This window comes from Clostridium felsineum DSM 794, assembly GCF_002006355.2.
In the GTDB taxonomy this organism is placed as follows: domain Bacteria; phylum Bacillota; class Clostridia; order Clostridiales; family Clostridiaceae; genus Clostridium_S; species Clostridium_S felsineum.
The window spans coordinates 3,017,661-3,034,187 of the sequence record NZ_CP096980.1; the positions used below are offsets into that span (position 1 = coordinate 3,017,661).

Below are 16,527 nucleotides of genomic sequence, written 5' to 3' on the forward strand. Positions count from 1 at the left end.
AATCAACTCTTTCTCACAGCAAATTTTTTTATATCCGCAACTGTAAAATATCTAAATAAGATAATAAAAACCAAATAAATAAGCGCACTTATTACTATATTAAAAATAATATTCACATTAAAATATTTCAATATATATGTAACTAAAGACATTGCCATACATGGAACTAATATTTTTAAAAATAATGTGTACTTTGAAACTTTAATTACTTTATCCGAATAATATTTCATAATTAAAATAGTAATAACTTCAGATATAACAGTAATTAACGCTGCCACATTCATACCAAATTTAGGTGTAAGAATCAAATTTACAATTAGATTGAACAAAGATGATACAACTACTGCTTTTAAATATTTTTTTTCCATATTAAAGGCATTTAGTCCATATGCATATATCTCTCTAATGAACAATATAAGACTATATATTAAAAGTATTGAAAATGGCATATATGCACTTTCATAGGTATTTCCAAATAACAATATTATTATTTCCTTTGATAAAATGATTCCACCAAAAACTATAGGAACAATTACTGCTATTATTACTTTTGAAACATTCTTAATTAAATCACCTAAAGCAGTGGTGTCTTTTTCATTAAAATACCTTATCATAAGTGGAAACACTACTCCAAATATTATAGTCACAATATTTGTTAAAAACGATATTACATAATATGCCGATGCATATATTCCTGCAATAGAACTTCCCCAAGAAAATCTTATTACAATTCTATCAACATTGACATTTATTGTTGCAAGAACACCTGCTACTAAAAACGGCCAGCCATATACAGAATACTTCTTTATTCCTTTAAGGCTTATTTTCAAATTAACTTTTAACTTTTCTCTAAAAAAATACACATAAAACTGATAAATAGTTGCAATTAAAAGTCCCACTACTGTAAAAATAGCATAATAATTAATCTGGGATGGATTTTTTAAGAACAAAACTATTAAAATAAATGGTATTAGGCTTTTTAACACATTATATACTGCATTATATTTCATTTCTTGAATACCATTATAAACCCAGTCTATGCATAATGCATTTGGTAGAAGCGTTACACTATACAAAACCAATAACCAAGCTATACTTTTAGAATTGAAAGACAAAACTACAGCTAATAGTAATATAATAAGAAAACTAATTAAAAAGACTATTATTCTAAAAAGTGTTATTTCTCCAACAATATCTTTAATATTATCTTTATTTTTAGAAATTTCTCTTGTTCCATAAGTTTGAAGACCAAATAATACAACAATGGAAAAGTACAGTAAAATAGCCTGTACTGTTGTTATATCTCCAAAACCTGATTTTCCCAATACATGTGCCGCATAAGTACCTGTAAAAAAAGTAAAAAATTGTGCTACCAGAGTGGAAAAACCCATTGAAAAGAAATTTTTAGCTACTTTATTCATAAAAACCATCCTTATGTATAATGAAACCACTTAACCTTCTCACTTAATATACATGGAGTTAAGTGGTTCATATTATATATATTTTTTTTACTTTTGAAGTAATTCTATATATTCCTTTAAAGATTCTTTCCAATCTCTTGTTATATCTCCTGTTGTAAGCTCAAGCATATAATTTCTAAGTACTGAATATTTTGGCCTTTTAGCTGGTCTTGGGAATTCTTCTGTAGTACATGGATTTACTTTTACATCTATTCCTGTTAATCTAAATATTTCTACTGCAAAGTCATACCAAGAACATACCCCCTTACAAGTACAATGGAATGTTCCATAATTCTTCTCATCCACTAGCTTAAGTACTACCCTAGCTAAATCTACTGTGCTTGTAGGTGTTCCAACTTGGTCATGTACAACTTTAAGTTCATCATGATTTTTTCCAAGACTTATCATTGTCTTAACAAAATTATTTCCATCTCCATAAAGCCATGCTGTTCTGACTATGTAATATTTAGGATTTAATGCTTTTACAAACTTTTCTCCTTCAAGCTTAGTTTTTCCATAAGCTGACTGAGGGTTCTCTTCATCAAATTCGCATATAGGAGCTTTTGCTTCTCCGTCAAAAACATAATCTGTTGAAATTTGCACTATTTCAGCTCCAACATTGTACGCTGCTGCTGCAAGATTTTTAGGTCCTATAGCGTTTATTTTGTAGGCTAAATCATATTGTTCCTCGCATTTATCTACTGCAGTATGAGCCGCACAATTGATTACAACCTCTGGCCTTTTTTCTTCAAAAAACTTATTTACAGCCAAAACATCAGTTATATCTAAATCTTGTACATCTGTAGGTATAACTTCTACATCTCTTCCTTTTAATTGCTTTTGTATTTCTCTTCCTAATTGGCCATTTGCTCCTGTTATAAGTATTTTCATATGCTAAACCCTCCATTTAATTTATAATTTTTCTAAACTGTTCTAAATTATAATTATTACTTATATATATTCTTTTAAGTTCATAAAATCCATCTGACAGAGATGCGTTTCCCTCCTTAGTACATGCTGCTAATCTGTAGCCAAGCTTCTTTGCTATCTCCATAGTATCTTTATTATATTTTCCAAATGGGTAAGCTAAATAATACTCCTGTTTATGTAGAATACCTTCAAGCCTTTCCTTTGAACGTTTTAATTCACTATATTGATTGTCATAGGATAAAAGAGACAACTTTGAGTGACTTGCTGCATGTGATTCTACAGCTATATTGTTTTTTGAAAGTTCCACTATTTCTTTGTCTGAAAGATATGGACACGTATTTATTAAATCTGTTATTGTAAATATTGTTGCCTTAAACCCTAATTCCTTAAGTACAGGATATGCATTCACATAATTATCTTCGTAACCATCATCAAAGGTTATAAGTATTGGTTTTATAGAAAAAGGTTTCTTATTATTCATAAATTCATAGAGTTCATCAAAACTTATAGGAGTATATCCACTTTGCTTCACTATTTCCATTTCACTCTTGAACTTTTCTTTTGAAACCTTAAGTTCATCTCCTTTACCATCCTCAATCCAATGATACATTAAAATTGGAATTCTAAGGTTCTTGCTCTGTTCATCATAAAGCTTAAGTTCCTTTTCTCTAAGTAAAGCTTCTTTCTTTTTCAGATTAATATTTCTTTGCTTTACCTTAGAAAATTCTTTAGCATAATTAGCCTTCTTTTCATTGTATGAAAAAAAGCTAAAACCTAATATAAACAATACAAACACTATAAACATAGAAATTGTAACATACTTTTTTTTATTTTCCATAACACATAATATTTAGTGAACTGCCACTAAACTAATTCATCACCTTTCTCACTAATTTATTATGTATTATGCATTGTTTTTTACCAAATTATACATCTAATTTAAAGTTCTGTATTTAGAATATATTCCTATTATTTTCAAATCATCAATAAAAACTCTTTTAAATATCTTTTTAGGTTGCTTAAACATCCTATAGAACCATTCAAGACCAGCTTTTTGCATCCATACAGGTGCTCTTTTTAAATTCCCAGCCTCTATATCTATAGAAGCTCCTATTGCTAAAGATACGGGCACTTTAAGCTCATCTTTATATTTAGCTACAAATTTTTCTTGTTTAGGAGCACTTACCCCTACTGCTAATATATCTGGTTTTATATCATTTATCATTTTTATAATATATTCTATTTCATCTGGTTTTTTTTCGAAGCCAAAACTTGGTGAGTAAGTTCCTGCTATTTTAAGTCCTTTGTATTTATTCTTAAGGTTCTCTCCTGCCTTAAATGCAACTCCTTCTGCCGCGCCTAAAATAAATACTGTATATTCCTTTTCAGCAGCTAGTTTACAAACTGTTGGAAACAAATCAGAACCAGATACCTTCTCTTTTACTGGTGTTTTGAGCCACTTAGAAATCCAAACTAAAGGCATTCCATCAGTTAGAATTAAATCAGCATTATCATAAACTTTTTTAAATTCTTCATCTTTTTCAAGTCTTACAATATGATCCACATTAGGAGTAACTACATAGTGATATTTGCCATCATTTATAAATCCATCTATTATTTCAACTGCTTCTTTCATATTAACATTATCTATATTTGTATTTAAAAACTTCATTCTATACTTTGTCAATTTAATTCTGCCATAACTTTAGGCAGTTCACCTCCTTCTAAAAGTTAGTGTCTATCAGCCATTGCAACAAACATCCAGAAAAAAGAAGTAATTGCAGGAACAAATAAAAGATTATCTGAGAAATTCATAAACAAAAATGCGACAGTGGATGCAATAAAACCTAAATAGAATGACTTTTTAAGCTTTATATTTGTCTTTTTATATGTAGCATAAATTTTCAAAAACACATTAATAATAGCTGCTATAAAAAATATTTCTCCAAAAGCTCCAAGCTCCGATCCTATTTTCAAATATGAATTATGCACAGGAAATCTAGAATAATCAGCATATCTAAGCTCCGGATATTTTTTCACATAAGCATCGTAATTTGCAACATAATTTCCATTTCCAACACCTGACATAGGATGTTCCTTTATCATTTTTAATGCAGTCTTCCAAAGCTTTATTCTTGCTTCATTTAAGTTTTTATCATTTATTGACTTAAGTCTTGTCATTACTTGGGGAATAAACATTGAAATTCCACCTAATACGACTATTGGTACTATCAACTTTACACTATAAATTAAAGCCAAAACACAAAAACCTAATGCTAATCCTATAAGGGAATTTCTAGATCCTGTTAAAACAGCATTATATATAACTAAAACAGAAAGAATACTATAAAATGCTTTCTTTTTTAAATTCTTCTCAAAAATTGCAAACATAACAATAGGGAAAACGGCTAAAATCATAAATGCCGCCAAGGTATTAGGATTTCCAAAAACTCCTGCAATTCTTACCATTGTTACCCCGTTGGCTTTATAATCATATTGATGCGGAATTCCAAATCCAGTTATCTTCTGGAATACTCCATATATACTAGTACATGTTACCGATGCTACAAAACTAAAAACAAATCCTTTAAAATTCTTTTCTTCTTTATATCCTAAAGATAAAATTATATACATAATTATATACGAAAAAAATCTTAAAGACTCCTCTAGTGCTAGTGGCTTTTCTTTTGCATACGTTACAGAAATCATCATTACAATAAATAAAAGTACCAAGAAAAATAATGTTTTATCACCAAGCATTATATAAAAACATTCTTTAAATTTTTGTCTATTACTTATAATCTCCACTAAAAACAAAACAAAAATTATAAGCAGCAGCATATCGCTTATTGTAATATTATTATGTATTTTCAAATTGTAAGGAATAAGTGGATTTAAAAATATAAATAGACATATAAATAAATAATTAATTTTTTTTATGCTATCATTCATAAAAGGTTATTCTCCCCTTTTCAAAGTATTTACGTCAAACCCAAGACCTATTTTTATAGTATTAAAATATATTTTTATTATTGATAGTATGTACCTATCCCTTTTAAAAGGTAATAAAATAATATTTCCTATCATTCTAAATGTAAGTCCAAAAACCAAATTAATTCTAACCAATATTTCTTTAAATTTGCCGTGATTTTTCCTAAAATATTTTATCATACTTTTGTATCTTTCATAAAACGTTATATCTTTTATTTTATTGCTACTTTGTCCGATATAGTGTATTATCTCCCCATGAGGATAGTAGACAGCTTTAAACCCAGCTTTACTTGCTTGATAACAAAAATCTATTTCTTCATAATACATAAAATATCTTTCATCTAACATTCCTATTTTATCAATTACTTCTCGCCTCACAAGAAGTGCAGCTCCAACAAGTACCTGTACTTCACGTGGCTGATCTATCTTCTTAAAATTCATCATGTACTGCTCTACATCTTTGGAACCTATTTTCCCAGACATACCTAGAATCACTTTTTTTAATAAAGGAATCTTAAGTATATTTTTAAGCTTATATATATGATAGAATTCTCTTTTGAAGGTCGGAAAACCTGAAACTGAAGTCTGATGTGTCATATCTCTATTCAAAAGCTTCGGCCCCAAAAGACCAACTACTTTATTTTCATTCATATATTTAATCATCTTCTCTATTACATCTTTTAATAGAACAGTATCGCTATTAAGTAAAAATATGTACTTTCCACTACTTTGTTTTATAGCAAGATTATTTGCATAAGCAAATCCACCATTAACTTTACTTTCTATGAGTTTAACCCACGAGAACTCATTTTTCATCATTTTAACACTGCCATCTTTTGAGTCATTATCTGTTACTATGACTTCATATTCAACATTTTCCACTGTCTCTTTAATCGAATTAAGACAATTTCTTAATAGATCTTCCGTGTTATAGTTAACTATAATAATTGAAATATCCAATGTAATCATCCCTTCTAACCCTTTGATCCAACTCTATTTTCAGGCAGAATTACAAGTTTTATTAGTGCAATCATCATTAAAAATTTAACTCCAAGCCACACAACTGGATCAAGAATTAAATTTCTTTTATTGTTTTTCCTATAAAATATCCACATTGCCCTATAAAATTCATATGTAGCCTTATGACTAAGTTGTTTACTGCTTTCTCCCTTATAATGAATTATAGTTCCAACGGGACAATATCTAACTACATATCCTTCTCTCCTTGCACGAAGACACCAATCCATCTCTTCTCCATACATAAAAAACTCTTCATCTAAATAACCTATTTTTTCAATAACCTCTTTTTTCATCATCAAATATGAACCTGACACTGAATCTACATCTATGAAGTCATCAGGTGATGCATAAGTTAAATTATACCTTGTAAACTTTTTATTGTTCTTAAATATCTTACTAAGTCCAAAAATTTTATAAAAAGCATCTTTTGGCGTTGGTATCATCCTTCTACATGCAAGTTGAAGTGTACCATCTGGATTTAACACCTTACAACCAGCAACTCCAACCTTCTTGTCTTCCATAAGGCATTTATAAGTTTCACCAATTACATTTCCATTAACAACCGTATCTGGATTTAGTAGAAGCACTGCTTTACCTCTGCTTACTTTTATTGCTTTATTATTACCAGCCGCAAAACCACTATTCACTTTACTTTCTATAAAAACAAAGTCTTTCTTGCCTACAAATTTTTCTTTTATAAATTCCGCACTATTATCTGTAGACTTATTATCTACTAGAATAACCTCAAATTTAATTTCTTTAGTATTATCATATATAGAATTAATACAAGGTGCTAAGAACTTTTTCGCATTATAATTTAATATTATCACACTTAGATCATACTCTAACATATATCTTCTCCTAACATACATATCACGTTTAAACTCAAAACAAATTATTAACATTTAATTTCTACTTAAGTTATAGTATTTAATGCGTAACACAGTAAATTATAACATAAAACCAAATTTGTTGTATAGGCAAATATGCAATCATGATGTCAACTTTGTAATGATTAATTATTACAGGAAATTTTATTTGTAAGCAATTCCATAATATTGTAAATTATGAGTAAAGTTTTTGCCCAAATAAAATCTAATTAAAGCTTGTCCTCACAGGATCCTCTTAATGCTGTATTCTTCAAAATAAAATAGACAAATATTAGTGATTGTTGTATAATAATTTTGTTTTAAATAATATATATATTAATAATTTTAAGGAGCGCTGAATTGATGACTACTAATAAGAAATGGTTAAAATACAATCTAATGGCATTTATTAGTATTTCGATATTGATGCTTATTAGCAATTATCAAATATTAAGATTTCATATTGTTATGATAGCCGATGCTGTTAATGGATCTTTACCTATAATTACTTTTATTTCAGATTCCATAAGACACTTTTCATTACCTCTATGGAATCCTATGCTTTATTATGGGTATCCAGAATACTCCCAACTAGGCTGTCCGAATATGTGGTATCCTATCGTCTTTTTATTATCTATATTTGTAAAAAATTCTATGCAAATAGTTAATCTAAGTTATGTAATACATAGAATATTAGCTGGATATTTTATGTATAGTTTTGTAAAGTACCTAATTGTCGAAAAAAATCTCAAAAAGAGTAAGGATGGCGCAGCTTTTATAATTTCACTTATATGTGGAATTTTTTATGCGTATTCGGGATTTTTTATATCAAATGCTCAACACGATATTATTTTAATAAGTGCAACTTGGTTACCATTTATATTAAAATATTTAATAAAATTTATTATTAACAGTACATTTAAAAATTTCTTCATTTGTATCTTCAGCTTGTCAATGGCACTATTAGGGGGATATCCAGGTTTATTCATAATCTTCTTCCTTCTTATTTTTTTAATAATTGTATTTGAAGTCACTTCAAAATACGATTTTAATGATTCAATAAAATCGAAACTTATTATTCCTATTCTAAAAGAATCTATACTCAAGTACATATATTTAGGAATAGGAACTGTAATTTTATCGTCAGTATGTGTAATCCCTTTTGTTACTAATATGTCTGGCATAACACGAGGAACTCTAGACAATTCCACCATATACGTAAATCAATTAACACCTGTTGGATTCTTATCAATGTTAGTTCCAAATTCCAACAAATACATGCCTATAATTGATCCCTCTATGGTTAGCTGCTATACTGGTATATTAATAATTTTCCTAATTCCGATAATGTTAAAATTATGTAGCAAAAGAGTAACTCTTTACTTATCATTAAGTTTATTAAGCATAATTATGTGCTTCGGTAATACAACCATTTTGTACGGAATTTCATTGAAACTTATACCTCCACTTAGCCTTCAAAGGTTTCCAACACTTTGGAGAATACCTTTTTCTGTGTTTTTAATTGCTTCAGCTGGAATTTGTATGTCAAATATAGCCCAAAGCACTGAACGTTATAAAAAAATATTCTCAAGTTATTTAAAATATATTATTTTAGGTTTATTTTTTGCTGTTGTCTCCTACACCTTCTTCTTTGAAGGAACCTTTATAAAAACCAAAATTGGCTATGATATACTAAACGGACTAATAATAACTCTAATTCTAGCTATTTTATATTCTAAATTATTAAGTAACTTTGAAAAAATTAGCTCAAGAATTATAGTATTATGCCTTGTTATTTTTGAGGTTTTAAGCTTTAACTATTCTCAACTGTATTATACAATTGCCAGCAACAAACTTTCAGATGTTACTTATATATCTGATGGTGTAAAAAATAGATATGATCTTCCTTCTTACACTTCAAATATATATTTAGATAACAGATATGAAGCAGAACGTTCACCTTATTATTCAAATAGGGAAATTATATTTAATAAAAAATTAGATGAAGAAGGCTACAGCCCATACATCATGAAAGATTCCTATAATGTTAATAGCTATTATTATAGATACAAATTACTCCAAAATCCAATATTTTTCTTGACTAATAATACTGTTAGCAAAGAATATTCAAATACTGTTATGAAGGATGCTGATTTAGACAATAATGTAATATTTACCGATACTACTAGTGGTAATACAAAGAATTACTCAAACACTTCAGCTTCAGTAAAAAAAGTTATTCATGTGTATAATGAAAATGAAATACAAAGAAAAAATGACAAACAAACAAATATAAGTATTAATTTTGCAAATACAAAAAGAGATAAAAGCAAATTGTATGCTTTATATTTTGAAAATAATATTTCAAATTCAAAAATCGACTTTAAATATTCATTAAATGATTTAACAAGTTCAGAAGCTAGTAATTCAGGTACTTCAGGAAATCTTCTTAGCAATACTGTTATTGGGTTTTCAAATCAAATTGGTGGATATGTAAATTGCACAAACACAAAACATTATGTGATTTTGCCTCAAAACTTTGATATAAAATATATTAAATTAACCTTAGAGAATAAAAACACGGCATTGTCAAATGCAAAATTAGTAGAATTAAATAGAGAAACTCAAAACTCAAATGTCAAGGTTGATTCATTTGGAAATAATGATATAAAGTTAACAGTAAACAGTAATAATAATCAATATTTAGTTGCACTTCAAGCATATCACAAAAATTGGAAAGCATATGATAACGGAAAAGAAATACCTATTTATAAAACAAATATGAATTTTAGATCAGTAAAAATCTCTAAAGGTGTTCATAATATTGAGTTCAAATTCCAGCCAACAGATTTTTATTTAGGATTTATTTTAACTTGCTTGGGTTATATAATCTCTATCGTTCTAATTGTTTTGGAATACACAGGAAAATTAAAATTTAATCATGAGGAGATAAAGTAAGTATGGATAATAAAAAATATTCTATAATAATTCCACTGTTTAATGAGGAAGAAGTAATCGAAGAGTGTTATTCCAGAGTCAGTTCTATTTTAGATAAAATAGATGCTGCCTCTGAAATAGTTTTTGTTAATGATGGTAGTAAAGATAAAACTGAGTCTTTAGTAAATGAAATCTGTGCAAAAGACAGCAGAGTAAAGCTAGTTAATTTTTCAAGAAATTTTGGTCACCAAATTGCCATAACTGCCGGAATGGATTACTGTTCTGGTGATGCTATGGTTATAATGGATGCAGACCTTCAAGATCCACCCGAATTGATTCCAAAAATGATTGATAAATATAAGGAAGGTTTCGATGTGGTATATGCCGTAAGAAAAAAAAGAAAAGGCGAAACAGCCTTTAAAAAACTTACAGCTTTAGCTTTTTATAAATTATTAAAAAGCATGGCAAACATTGATATACCTGTAAACACAGGAGATTTTAGACTCATTAGCCGCCCTGTTTGCGAAGCATTAAAGTTAATAAAGGAAAAAAATCGATTTGTTAGAGGACTAGTTTGCTGGGTTGGTTTCAAACAAACTGGTATAGAATATGTGCGAGATGAAAGATACGCTGGTGAAACCAAGTATCCTTTAAAAAAGATGCTAAAATTTTCTATGGATGGTATAACTTCATTTTCTCCTAAACCATTAAGATTAGCTAATTATCTAGGTTGTTGCTTTTCCCTGCTAGCCTTTATATACGCTATATACGCCATTTTAGCCAAAATACTATACAACAGAGCAATACAAGGCTGGACTACACTTATTGTGTTAATAAGCCTTATAGGTGGTATAAACATGATTTTGTTGGGTATACTTGGTGAATATATAGCTAGAATTTATGATGAAACGAAAGATAGACCTTTATATATATTAAAAAATTTAGTTAATATAAAAGAAGATAAGGATGATAAATAATGGAAAAACACTTGGTTAGCGTATGCATTCCAATTTATAACGGCGGCCAATACATAAAAAGTACTATTGAATCAGTATTAAATCAAACATACAAAAATATAGAACTTGTGCTCGTAAATGATAATTCTACTGATAATACCGAGAATATTATTTTAAGCTTTAATGATAGTAGAATAAAATATTATAAAAACGTTAAAAACCTAGGCATGGTAAATAACTGGAACGCAGCCATAGGGTATGCAACTGGAGAATACGTAAAACTATTATGTCAAGATGATTTATTAGAAAAAGATTGCATAGCAAAACAAGCTAATATTCTAGATACTGATAACTCTGTTCAATTAGTTACCAGTGCTAGTTATGTTATTGATGAAAACGGAAAGAAATTAATTAGCAGAAAAATATTTCGAAAAAGCTTACTCATTAATGGAAAAAGTATATCAAAACGCTCTTTTGTTATAGGAAAAAATCTATTTGGTGAACCAACTTTAACTATGTATAGAAGAAGTATACTATCTAAAATAGGATATTATGATAAAAACTTTTGGTATGTACCTGATTGGGATTTTAATGTTAGATGTCTTTCCCAAGGAAATTTATATTATTTGAACGAGAAATTATCATCATTTAGAATTTCTAAAACTTCACAAACAAGTGAAATCATTAAAAATAATAGACAAATATTATTTGAAGAAGATAGACAATTTCTTAATAAACACTTGAATTTAAAGACTTTCTCCATGTCAAAATTCGAAAAAATGCGTCATGACTTTAATACTAGATTTAGGACTCAATTAAAAAGAGCATTCATAAAATTTATAAATTAAGGAGAACTCCATGAAAGATGCAATATTGTGTAATTTAAAAAAGTACTATGAGTTTTTCAAATTTTGTATTACAGGTGCTATGAACACTCTAATATCTATGCTTTCTTATTTTATACTTTTAAAAATAGGTGTATATTATATTTTAGCAAATGTAATATCCTATTTTATAGGAATGATTAACAGTTACATTTTAAACAGAAAATGGGTTTTTAAATCAAAAGACCCACTAATTAAAACAGCATTTAAATTCTGTTGTGTTAATGTAGTAGCCTTAGGCTTAAGTACATTAATACTTTATCTATTTGTAACGATTCTTAGAATAGATAAATTTGTAGCTCAACTTCTAACAACAACAATCATTATGCTGATCAACTACGTATCAAATAAGTTCTTTGCCTTCAAAAAATCTTAAATGCATAAGAGCAGCTAGTAAATAGTACTAGCTGCTTATTTATAAATAAGCAGTTATTATTTAACTTCAATTTAAATAATAACTGCCTATTTTAATTAAACGTAGGTATATCAAATTTCAAAATAGGATTTGTACAAAAATCAATCAACTTTTTAATATTATAGATTTGGTTATACGCCCATTTTACATCAGTAGCATATTGATGTGTTCCCGGATTTGCGGGATTCCATCTCATCTTATATAGGGTATTTTGTCCATAAGTTGAATTGTTTATATAACTACTTGATATCCAGCTAGTTCCACCTAATATAGCCTTATCAACAGTAGTCCATCCTTGTTTATAAGCAAATTGTGATCCATAATAGTTAGGATTTGAATCAAACGCATTTATTCCAAACATATTATATACAACGGTTCCATTTACATTCATTCCTGTTGCCAACGTAGAAGTTCCATTTCCTGTTTCTAAAAGTGCATGTGAAACCAAATAAAACACACTTATATTATTCTGCTGAGCAGCTTGAAGAAATGCTGCACCATGTCCTTGTAAAACTCCTTTACCAACAAGCATATTGTTAACTTCGTCAACACTTATACCTGATTGATAGTTTAGAATTAAAAATTGATATATGCCATAACTATCAAAAAAATTATTAGGATTAGCATAATATTGAACTGTATTCCTATCTGCTGAAACCCATGAATTCCCAGATTCTGTTACCGGCTCACCATTTTGCATTTGCTTGTCAACCATTTGTGAAAGTGATATATTATACTTTGTATTTGAAGCATCAACTCCAACTATCTTTGTAATTTTAAAAGTCCAAGAAATAGTTTTTCCATTTTTATCATAAGCTGTTAATGTAACAGTGTGTACCCCATTTCCTAGTCCTGTCGTATCTAAAGTATAGTTGTATCCACTTACATCGCTATTTTGATACATAGGATATGCGTTTTTAACATCAGGTCTTGATGCACCATAAGTAGTATCTGCTTTATATTGGCCATCTACAGAAACGGTAACCTTTTGAATTCCTGTAGAACCAATTGCCCATCCTCTTAAATTTAAATTGTTTAAACTTGAATCCTTAGCGAGTAAATCTCCACCCGGCTCATCCAAATACATCATAGGTTGTAAAACCTTGCAATTTAAACTTATAGATTTAGTTAATATCTGTGCATCTTTTCCTATCATTTCTACCTTTAAACCATTGCTTCCATCGTTAAATGAATTCATTGGCATTGAAAAAGAATAGTTTATTTGCGCTCCATTTACAGAAGTAATATTTGCTTTTCCAAGTAAATTCGCATTTCTATACACATCAATTTCTTGAACACCATTAGCCTCAATAGCACTTCCATTAATTGTAGCTGTCTGATTGTCGTAATATACACTTCCATCACTTGGTGATGCTATACTTAAGCTAGGTGCTACAGTTTGAGACATATCTCTGACAATTCTTATCCTTACTGCTTGTATATTATAGTTTGCATTTCCTGCCACTGCACCATCTTGTACCCAATCCATCCATCCTATATTAGATGTGTGAACCTGATACTGAATATGGTAACCAGATATACTATTTAATTTTATTTTTATTTGTCTAATTCCCAGTGATTCTCCAACTGTTCCCGCTATATTACCGTTTTGTACTTCTGACATCCAACCTTTATTTTCTACATTAGCTTGATATGATATACTAGCTCCATTTGGTAAATTATCACTACTTATTTTAAAAGATTCCAGATTAAGGTTTCTTCCTGTTGTTCCTGCAATCTCCATATTTCCTACTGAATTCATCCATCCAACATTTTGAACCTGCGCTTGATAATTTGCATTTATATCTCCTGTAGGCTCAGCTGGTTGTGGAACAGGCTGCTGTGCATCCTTTACAATCTTAATCCTTATAGCTTCAACTCTAAGGTTTTGACCTGTTGTTCCTGCAGTAGCACCATCTTGTACCCAATCCATCCATCCTATATTTTGTACATGGGTTTGATATTGAACATGATAATTTGAAACTCCAGTAAGATTAATTCTTATAGCTTCAATTCTAAGAGCTTGGCCTGTTGTTCCTGCTATAGCATTTGCTTGTACTAGTGGCATCCATCCTATATTCTGTACGTGCACTTGATAATTGATTGCTACACCTGGTACAACACTTTCATTAGTAAGACTTATCTTCAATGCCTCGATTCTAAGATCTTGGCCTGTTGTTCCACTAATATTACCATCTTGAACAGGTTGCTGCCATCCTATATTTTGTACATGTGATGAATATTGAACACCTAAGTCGTTGGTTTGTGCACTTACTTTACTTGAAAATATAGATATAAACATTAAAACGAACATAGTAATTATTATGTTCATTTTTTTAGTCATTAATGTTCACCTCCCTTCAGCAAAATAAATAGTATATATTATTTTTCGTAATATATATTTATAAATTGAGTATATTGAGACTTTTATATTAAAATAATATCAATATTTAATTGATATTACTCAATTTAGCTTACTTATTACCGGTATTTAATTTTTTCTACATAAATATAATATTATTATTTTATATCTTCCAAGTCAAGTTAACTAATCCACTGATTTACCACAATAAACTTATTTTCCTTATTTTTATACAATAAATTCGCCTTAATATATTATTTCAACAACTTTTTTATAAATGGCTTATTTTTACTATAATATAAATAATTAAATTCAAAAAATATTAAAATTTAATTATTGTTATAAAAAATGTCTATCTAAACCTTAAATGTTAGATAGACATTTTTTATCTCTTATTTGAATATAACTTTTTTTATCATACGTTTAAGTTTAGAAATAATCCTTACATAATAATATTTCATGAGACCCTGACTTTTATAGAAAAATTTAACTTTCTTTACTTTATCAGAAGAAATATAAGGATTTTCACAGAACTGAAGTAGCGGCTTAACAACATTGTTCCATTTATAAGATTCTTTTACTTGTCTAATGTTTTGTTTTGCCTCCTGATATTTTTCCTTATTATCAATTAATTCTAATATTTTATTTGCCAATTCTTCATGATTGCCAGCTGTATGGCAAAGTCCTAAATCATTTTTTTCTACAAGTTCAGACATATAGTCTCCATTAGTAAGAACCATGGGTAAATCGCACCATAAATAATCTAATATTCTAGTTCTAAAAGAGTATCTAGTTTCAAGATTATTTAAATATGTACTTACTCCTATATCTGCTTCTAGAAGATAATTTTGTCTTTCATTATAATCAACCCACTCATTAAAAAATACATTTTTATTATAAATTCCATATTTCTTACTTCTACTTATACACTCATCGGCTACTGTTGTATCAACATTTAAGCTTGGATGACCAATTCCCATAAAAAATAACTTTATGTCATTTCTCTTTAGGCATATATCTTTCATAGATTCAATTAATGTAATTGGATCAAACCAGTTCCATATACCTCCACCCCATATAAGTACTTTATCATCTTCATTTATATTAGGCCAAACTCCCTTTAAAACATTCTTATTTTTTTTAGGTTCTTCATCATTAAATCCAAATGGTACAACATCAATTAATTTTTTCATTTGGACATCATCTGTGTAGGTAACAGGATTAATTCTATTTAATGCCGAAAGCATTCCCATCCAATAATCTTTTTGCTTTTCACTAGCACATATAAAGAAATCACCAATAGCTAATTGCTCTAATAATATATTTACATCTGTTTCATGATAATCTACACGCTCTTTTAAACTTAAAAACTTCCGTAATTCTAAATTTTCTAATGTAATTGGATCATATATATCAACTGCTATAGGTTTTTTTATATGCTTTAAAAAAGGATACAATCTAAAGGCTATTCCTTGAACTACTACAGAATCCACTTCTTTAACTTTATTTTTAAGTACTCCCTTATCACCTATAATAACTTCGAACTTTTCATTCTCGAAACTCATATCAGTTTCTTTATTAGGTATAAACAAAACAACCGAAAGCTTTTTTGATAATTCCCTTGCAAAATTTAAGTACCTTATACCTGGTCCTGACATTTTTTTTGCAATATTATCAGGACTAATCAATAAAACGCTTCTCAT

The 16,527-nt window shown here is 28.7% G+C and carries 13 protein-coding genes; 4 read left to right on the forward strand and 9 right to left on the reverse strand.

Going from position 1 to position 16,527, the window contains the following annotated elements:
• Window positions 1-2 precede the first annotated feature (2 nt).
• From CLFE_RS14280 to CLFE_RS14310, 7 genes are all read right to left on the reverse strand, one after another.
• On the reverse strand, window positions 3-1,421 hold the full coding sequence (locus CLFE_RS14280; RefSeq protein ID WP_077892902.1) for a flippase: 1,419 nt from the start codon (window positions 1,419-1,421) through the stop codon (window positions 3-5).
• Between the two features lie 87 nt (window positions 1,422-1,508).
• Window positions 1,509-2,351, reverse strand: a complete 843-nt coding sequence (gene rfbD / locus CLFE_RS14285; RefSeq protein ID WP_077892901.1) for a dTDP-4-dehydrorhamnose reductase — start codon at window positions 2,349-2,351, stop codon at window positions 1,509-1,511.
• Window positions 2,352-2,367: 16 nt separating this feature from the next.
• Window positions 2,368-3,228, reverse strand: a complete 861-nt coding sequence (locus tag CLFE_RS14290) for a polysaccharide deacetylase family protein (RefSeq protein ID WP_242951579.1) — start codon at window positions 3,226-3,228, stop codon at window positions 2,368-2,370.
• A 96-nt stretch (window positions 3,229-3,324) separates the two neighbouring features.
• Window positions 3,325-4,062: a WecB/TagA/CpsF family glycosyltransferase gene (locus CLFE_RS14295; RefSeq protein WP_176091580.1), complete on the reverse strand. Its 738-nt coding sequence runs from the start codon at window positions 4,060-4,062 to the stop codon at window positions 3,325-3,327.
• Window positions 4,063-4,121: 59 nt separating this feature from the next.
• On the reverse strand, window positions 4,122-5,342 hold the full coding sequence (locus CLFE_RS14300) for an O-antigen ligase family protein (protein ID WP_077833879.1): 1,221 nt from the start codon (window positions 5,340-5,342) through the stop codon (window positions 4,122-4,124).
• A gap of 6 nt (window positions 5,343-5,348) precedes the next feature.
• Window positions 5,349-6,341: a glycosyltransferase family 2 protein gene (locus CLFE_RS14305; RefSeq protein ID WP_077892900.1), complete on the reverse strand. Its 993-nt coding sequence runs from the start codon at window positions 6,339-6,341 to the stop codon at window positions 5,349-5,351.
• 14 nt (window positions 6,342-6,355) lie between these two features.
• Window positions 6,356-7,252 (reverse strand): glycosyltransferase family 2 protein, encoded by an 897-nt coding sequence (locus CLFE_RS14310; protein ID WP_077833881.1) that lies wholly within the window; start codon window positions 7,250-7,252, stop codon window positions 6,356-6,358.
• A gap of 381 nt (window positions 7,253-7,633) precedes the next feature.
• Here CLFE_RS14310 and CLFE_RS14315 point away from each other — a divergent pair, with 381 nt between their 5' ends.
• From CLFE_RS14315 to CLFE_RS14330, 4 genes are read left to right on the forward strand one after another with little or no spacing between them, the layout of a single operon-like run.
• Window positions 7,634-10,228 (forward strand): YfhO family protein, encoded by a 2,595-nt coding sequence (locus tag CLFE_RS14315; RefSeq protein WP_077892899.1) that lies wholly within the window; start codon window positions 7,634-7,636, stop codon window positions 10,226-10,228.
• A 2-nt stretch (window positions 10,229-10,230) separates the two neighbouring features.
• Complete coding sequence (locus CLFE_RS14320; RefSeq protein ID WP_077833883.1) at window positions 10,231-11,184, forward strand: glycosyltransferase family 2 protein; 954 nt, start codon at window positions 10,231-10,233, stop codon at window positions 11,182-11,184.
• The gene (locus tag CLFE_RS14325) at window positions 11,184-12,011 is read left to right on the forward strand and encodes a glycosyltransferase family 2 protein (RefSeq protein WP_077852876.1); all 828 of its coding nucleotides are present in this window, start codon (window positions 11,184-11,186) and stop codon (window positions 12,009-12,011) included. The genes CLFE_RS14320 and CLFE_RS14325 overlap by 1 nt, the downstream gene beginning before the upstream one ends.
• A 10-nt stretch (window positions 12,012-12,021) precedes the next feature.
• Window positions 12,022-12,423: a GtrA family protein gene (locus CLFE_RS14330; RefSeq protein WP_077833885.1), complete on the forward strand. Its 402-nt coding sequence runs from the start codon at window positions 12,022-12,024 to the stop codon at window positions 12,421-12,423.
• A gap of 91 nt (window positions 12,424-12,514) precedes the next feature.
• On the opposite strand, the gene CLFE_RS14335 is transcribed toward CLFE_RS14330, so the two are convergent.
• Together CLFE_RS14335 and CLFE_RS14340 are read right to left on the reverse strand one after the other, a co-directional pair.
• Window positions 12,515-14,806, reverse strand: coding sequence for an Ig-like domain-containing protein (locus tag CLFE_RS14335; RefSeq protein ID WP_077892898.1), 2,292 nt, complete (start codon window positions 14,804-14,806; stop codon window positions 12,515-12,517).
• 410 nt (window positions 14,807-15,216) lie between these two features.
• On the reverse strand, window positions 15,217-16,527 hold the full coding sequence (locus CLFE_RS14340; RefSeq protein ID WP_077892897.1) for a glycosyltransferase: 1,311 nt from the start codon (window positions 16,525-16,527) through the stop codon (window positions 15,217-15,219).

Excerpts from the sequence above, each read along its gene's own strand:
- CLFE_RS14310 (WP_077833881.1), bottom strand. The coding sequence starts at position 7,252 with ATGTTAGAGTATGATCTAAGTGTGATAATATTAAATTATAATGCGAAA.
- CLFE_RS14300 (WP_077833879.1), bottom strand. The coding sequence starts at position 5,342 with ATGAATGATAGCATAAAAAAAATTAATTATTTATTTATATGTCTATTT.
- CLFE_RS14335 (WP_077892898.1), bottom strand. The coding sequence starts at position 14,806 with ATGACTAAAAAAATGAACATAATAATTACTATGTTCGTTTTAATGTTT.
- CLFE_RS14290 (WP_242951579.1), bottom strand. The coding sequence starts at position 3,228 with ATGGAAAATAAAAAAAAGTATGTTACAATTTCTATGTTTATAGTGTTT.
- CLFE_RS14320 (WP_077833883.1), top strand. The coding sequence starts at position 10,231 with ATGGATAATAAAAAATATTCTATAATAATTCCACTGTTTAATGAGGAA.
- CLFE_RS14280 (WP_077892902.1), bottom strand. The coding sequence starts at position 1,421 with ATGAATAAAGTAGCTAAAAATTTCTTTTCAATGGGTTTTTCCACTCTG.
- CLFE_RS14330 (WP_077833885.1), top strand. The coding sequence starts at position 12,022 with ATGAAAGATGCAATATTGTGTAATTTAAAAAAGTACTATGAGTTTTTC.
- CLFE_RS14295 (WP_176091580.1), bottom strand. The coding sequence starts at position 4,062 with ATGAAGTTTTTAAATACAAATATAGATAATGTTAATATGAAAGAAGCA.
- CLFE_RS14340 (WP_077892897.1), bottom strand. The coding sequence starts at position 16,527 with ATGAGAAGCGTTTTATTGATTAGTCCTGATAATATTGCAAAAAAAATG.
- CLFE_RS14315 (WP_077892899.1), top strand. The coding sequence starts at position 7,634 with ATGACTACTAATAAGAAATGGTTAAAATACAATCTAATGGCATTTATT.
- rfbD (WP_077892901.1), bottom strand. The coding sequence starts at position 2,351 with ATGAAAATACTTATAACAGGAGCAAATGGCCAATTAGGAAGAGAAATA.
- CLFE_RS14325 (WP_077852876.1), top strand. The coding sequence starts at position 11,184 with ATGGAAAAACACTTGGTTAGCGTATGCATTCCAATTTATAACGGCGGC.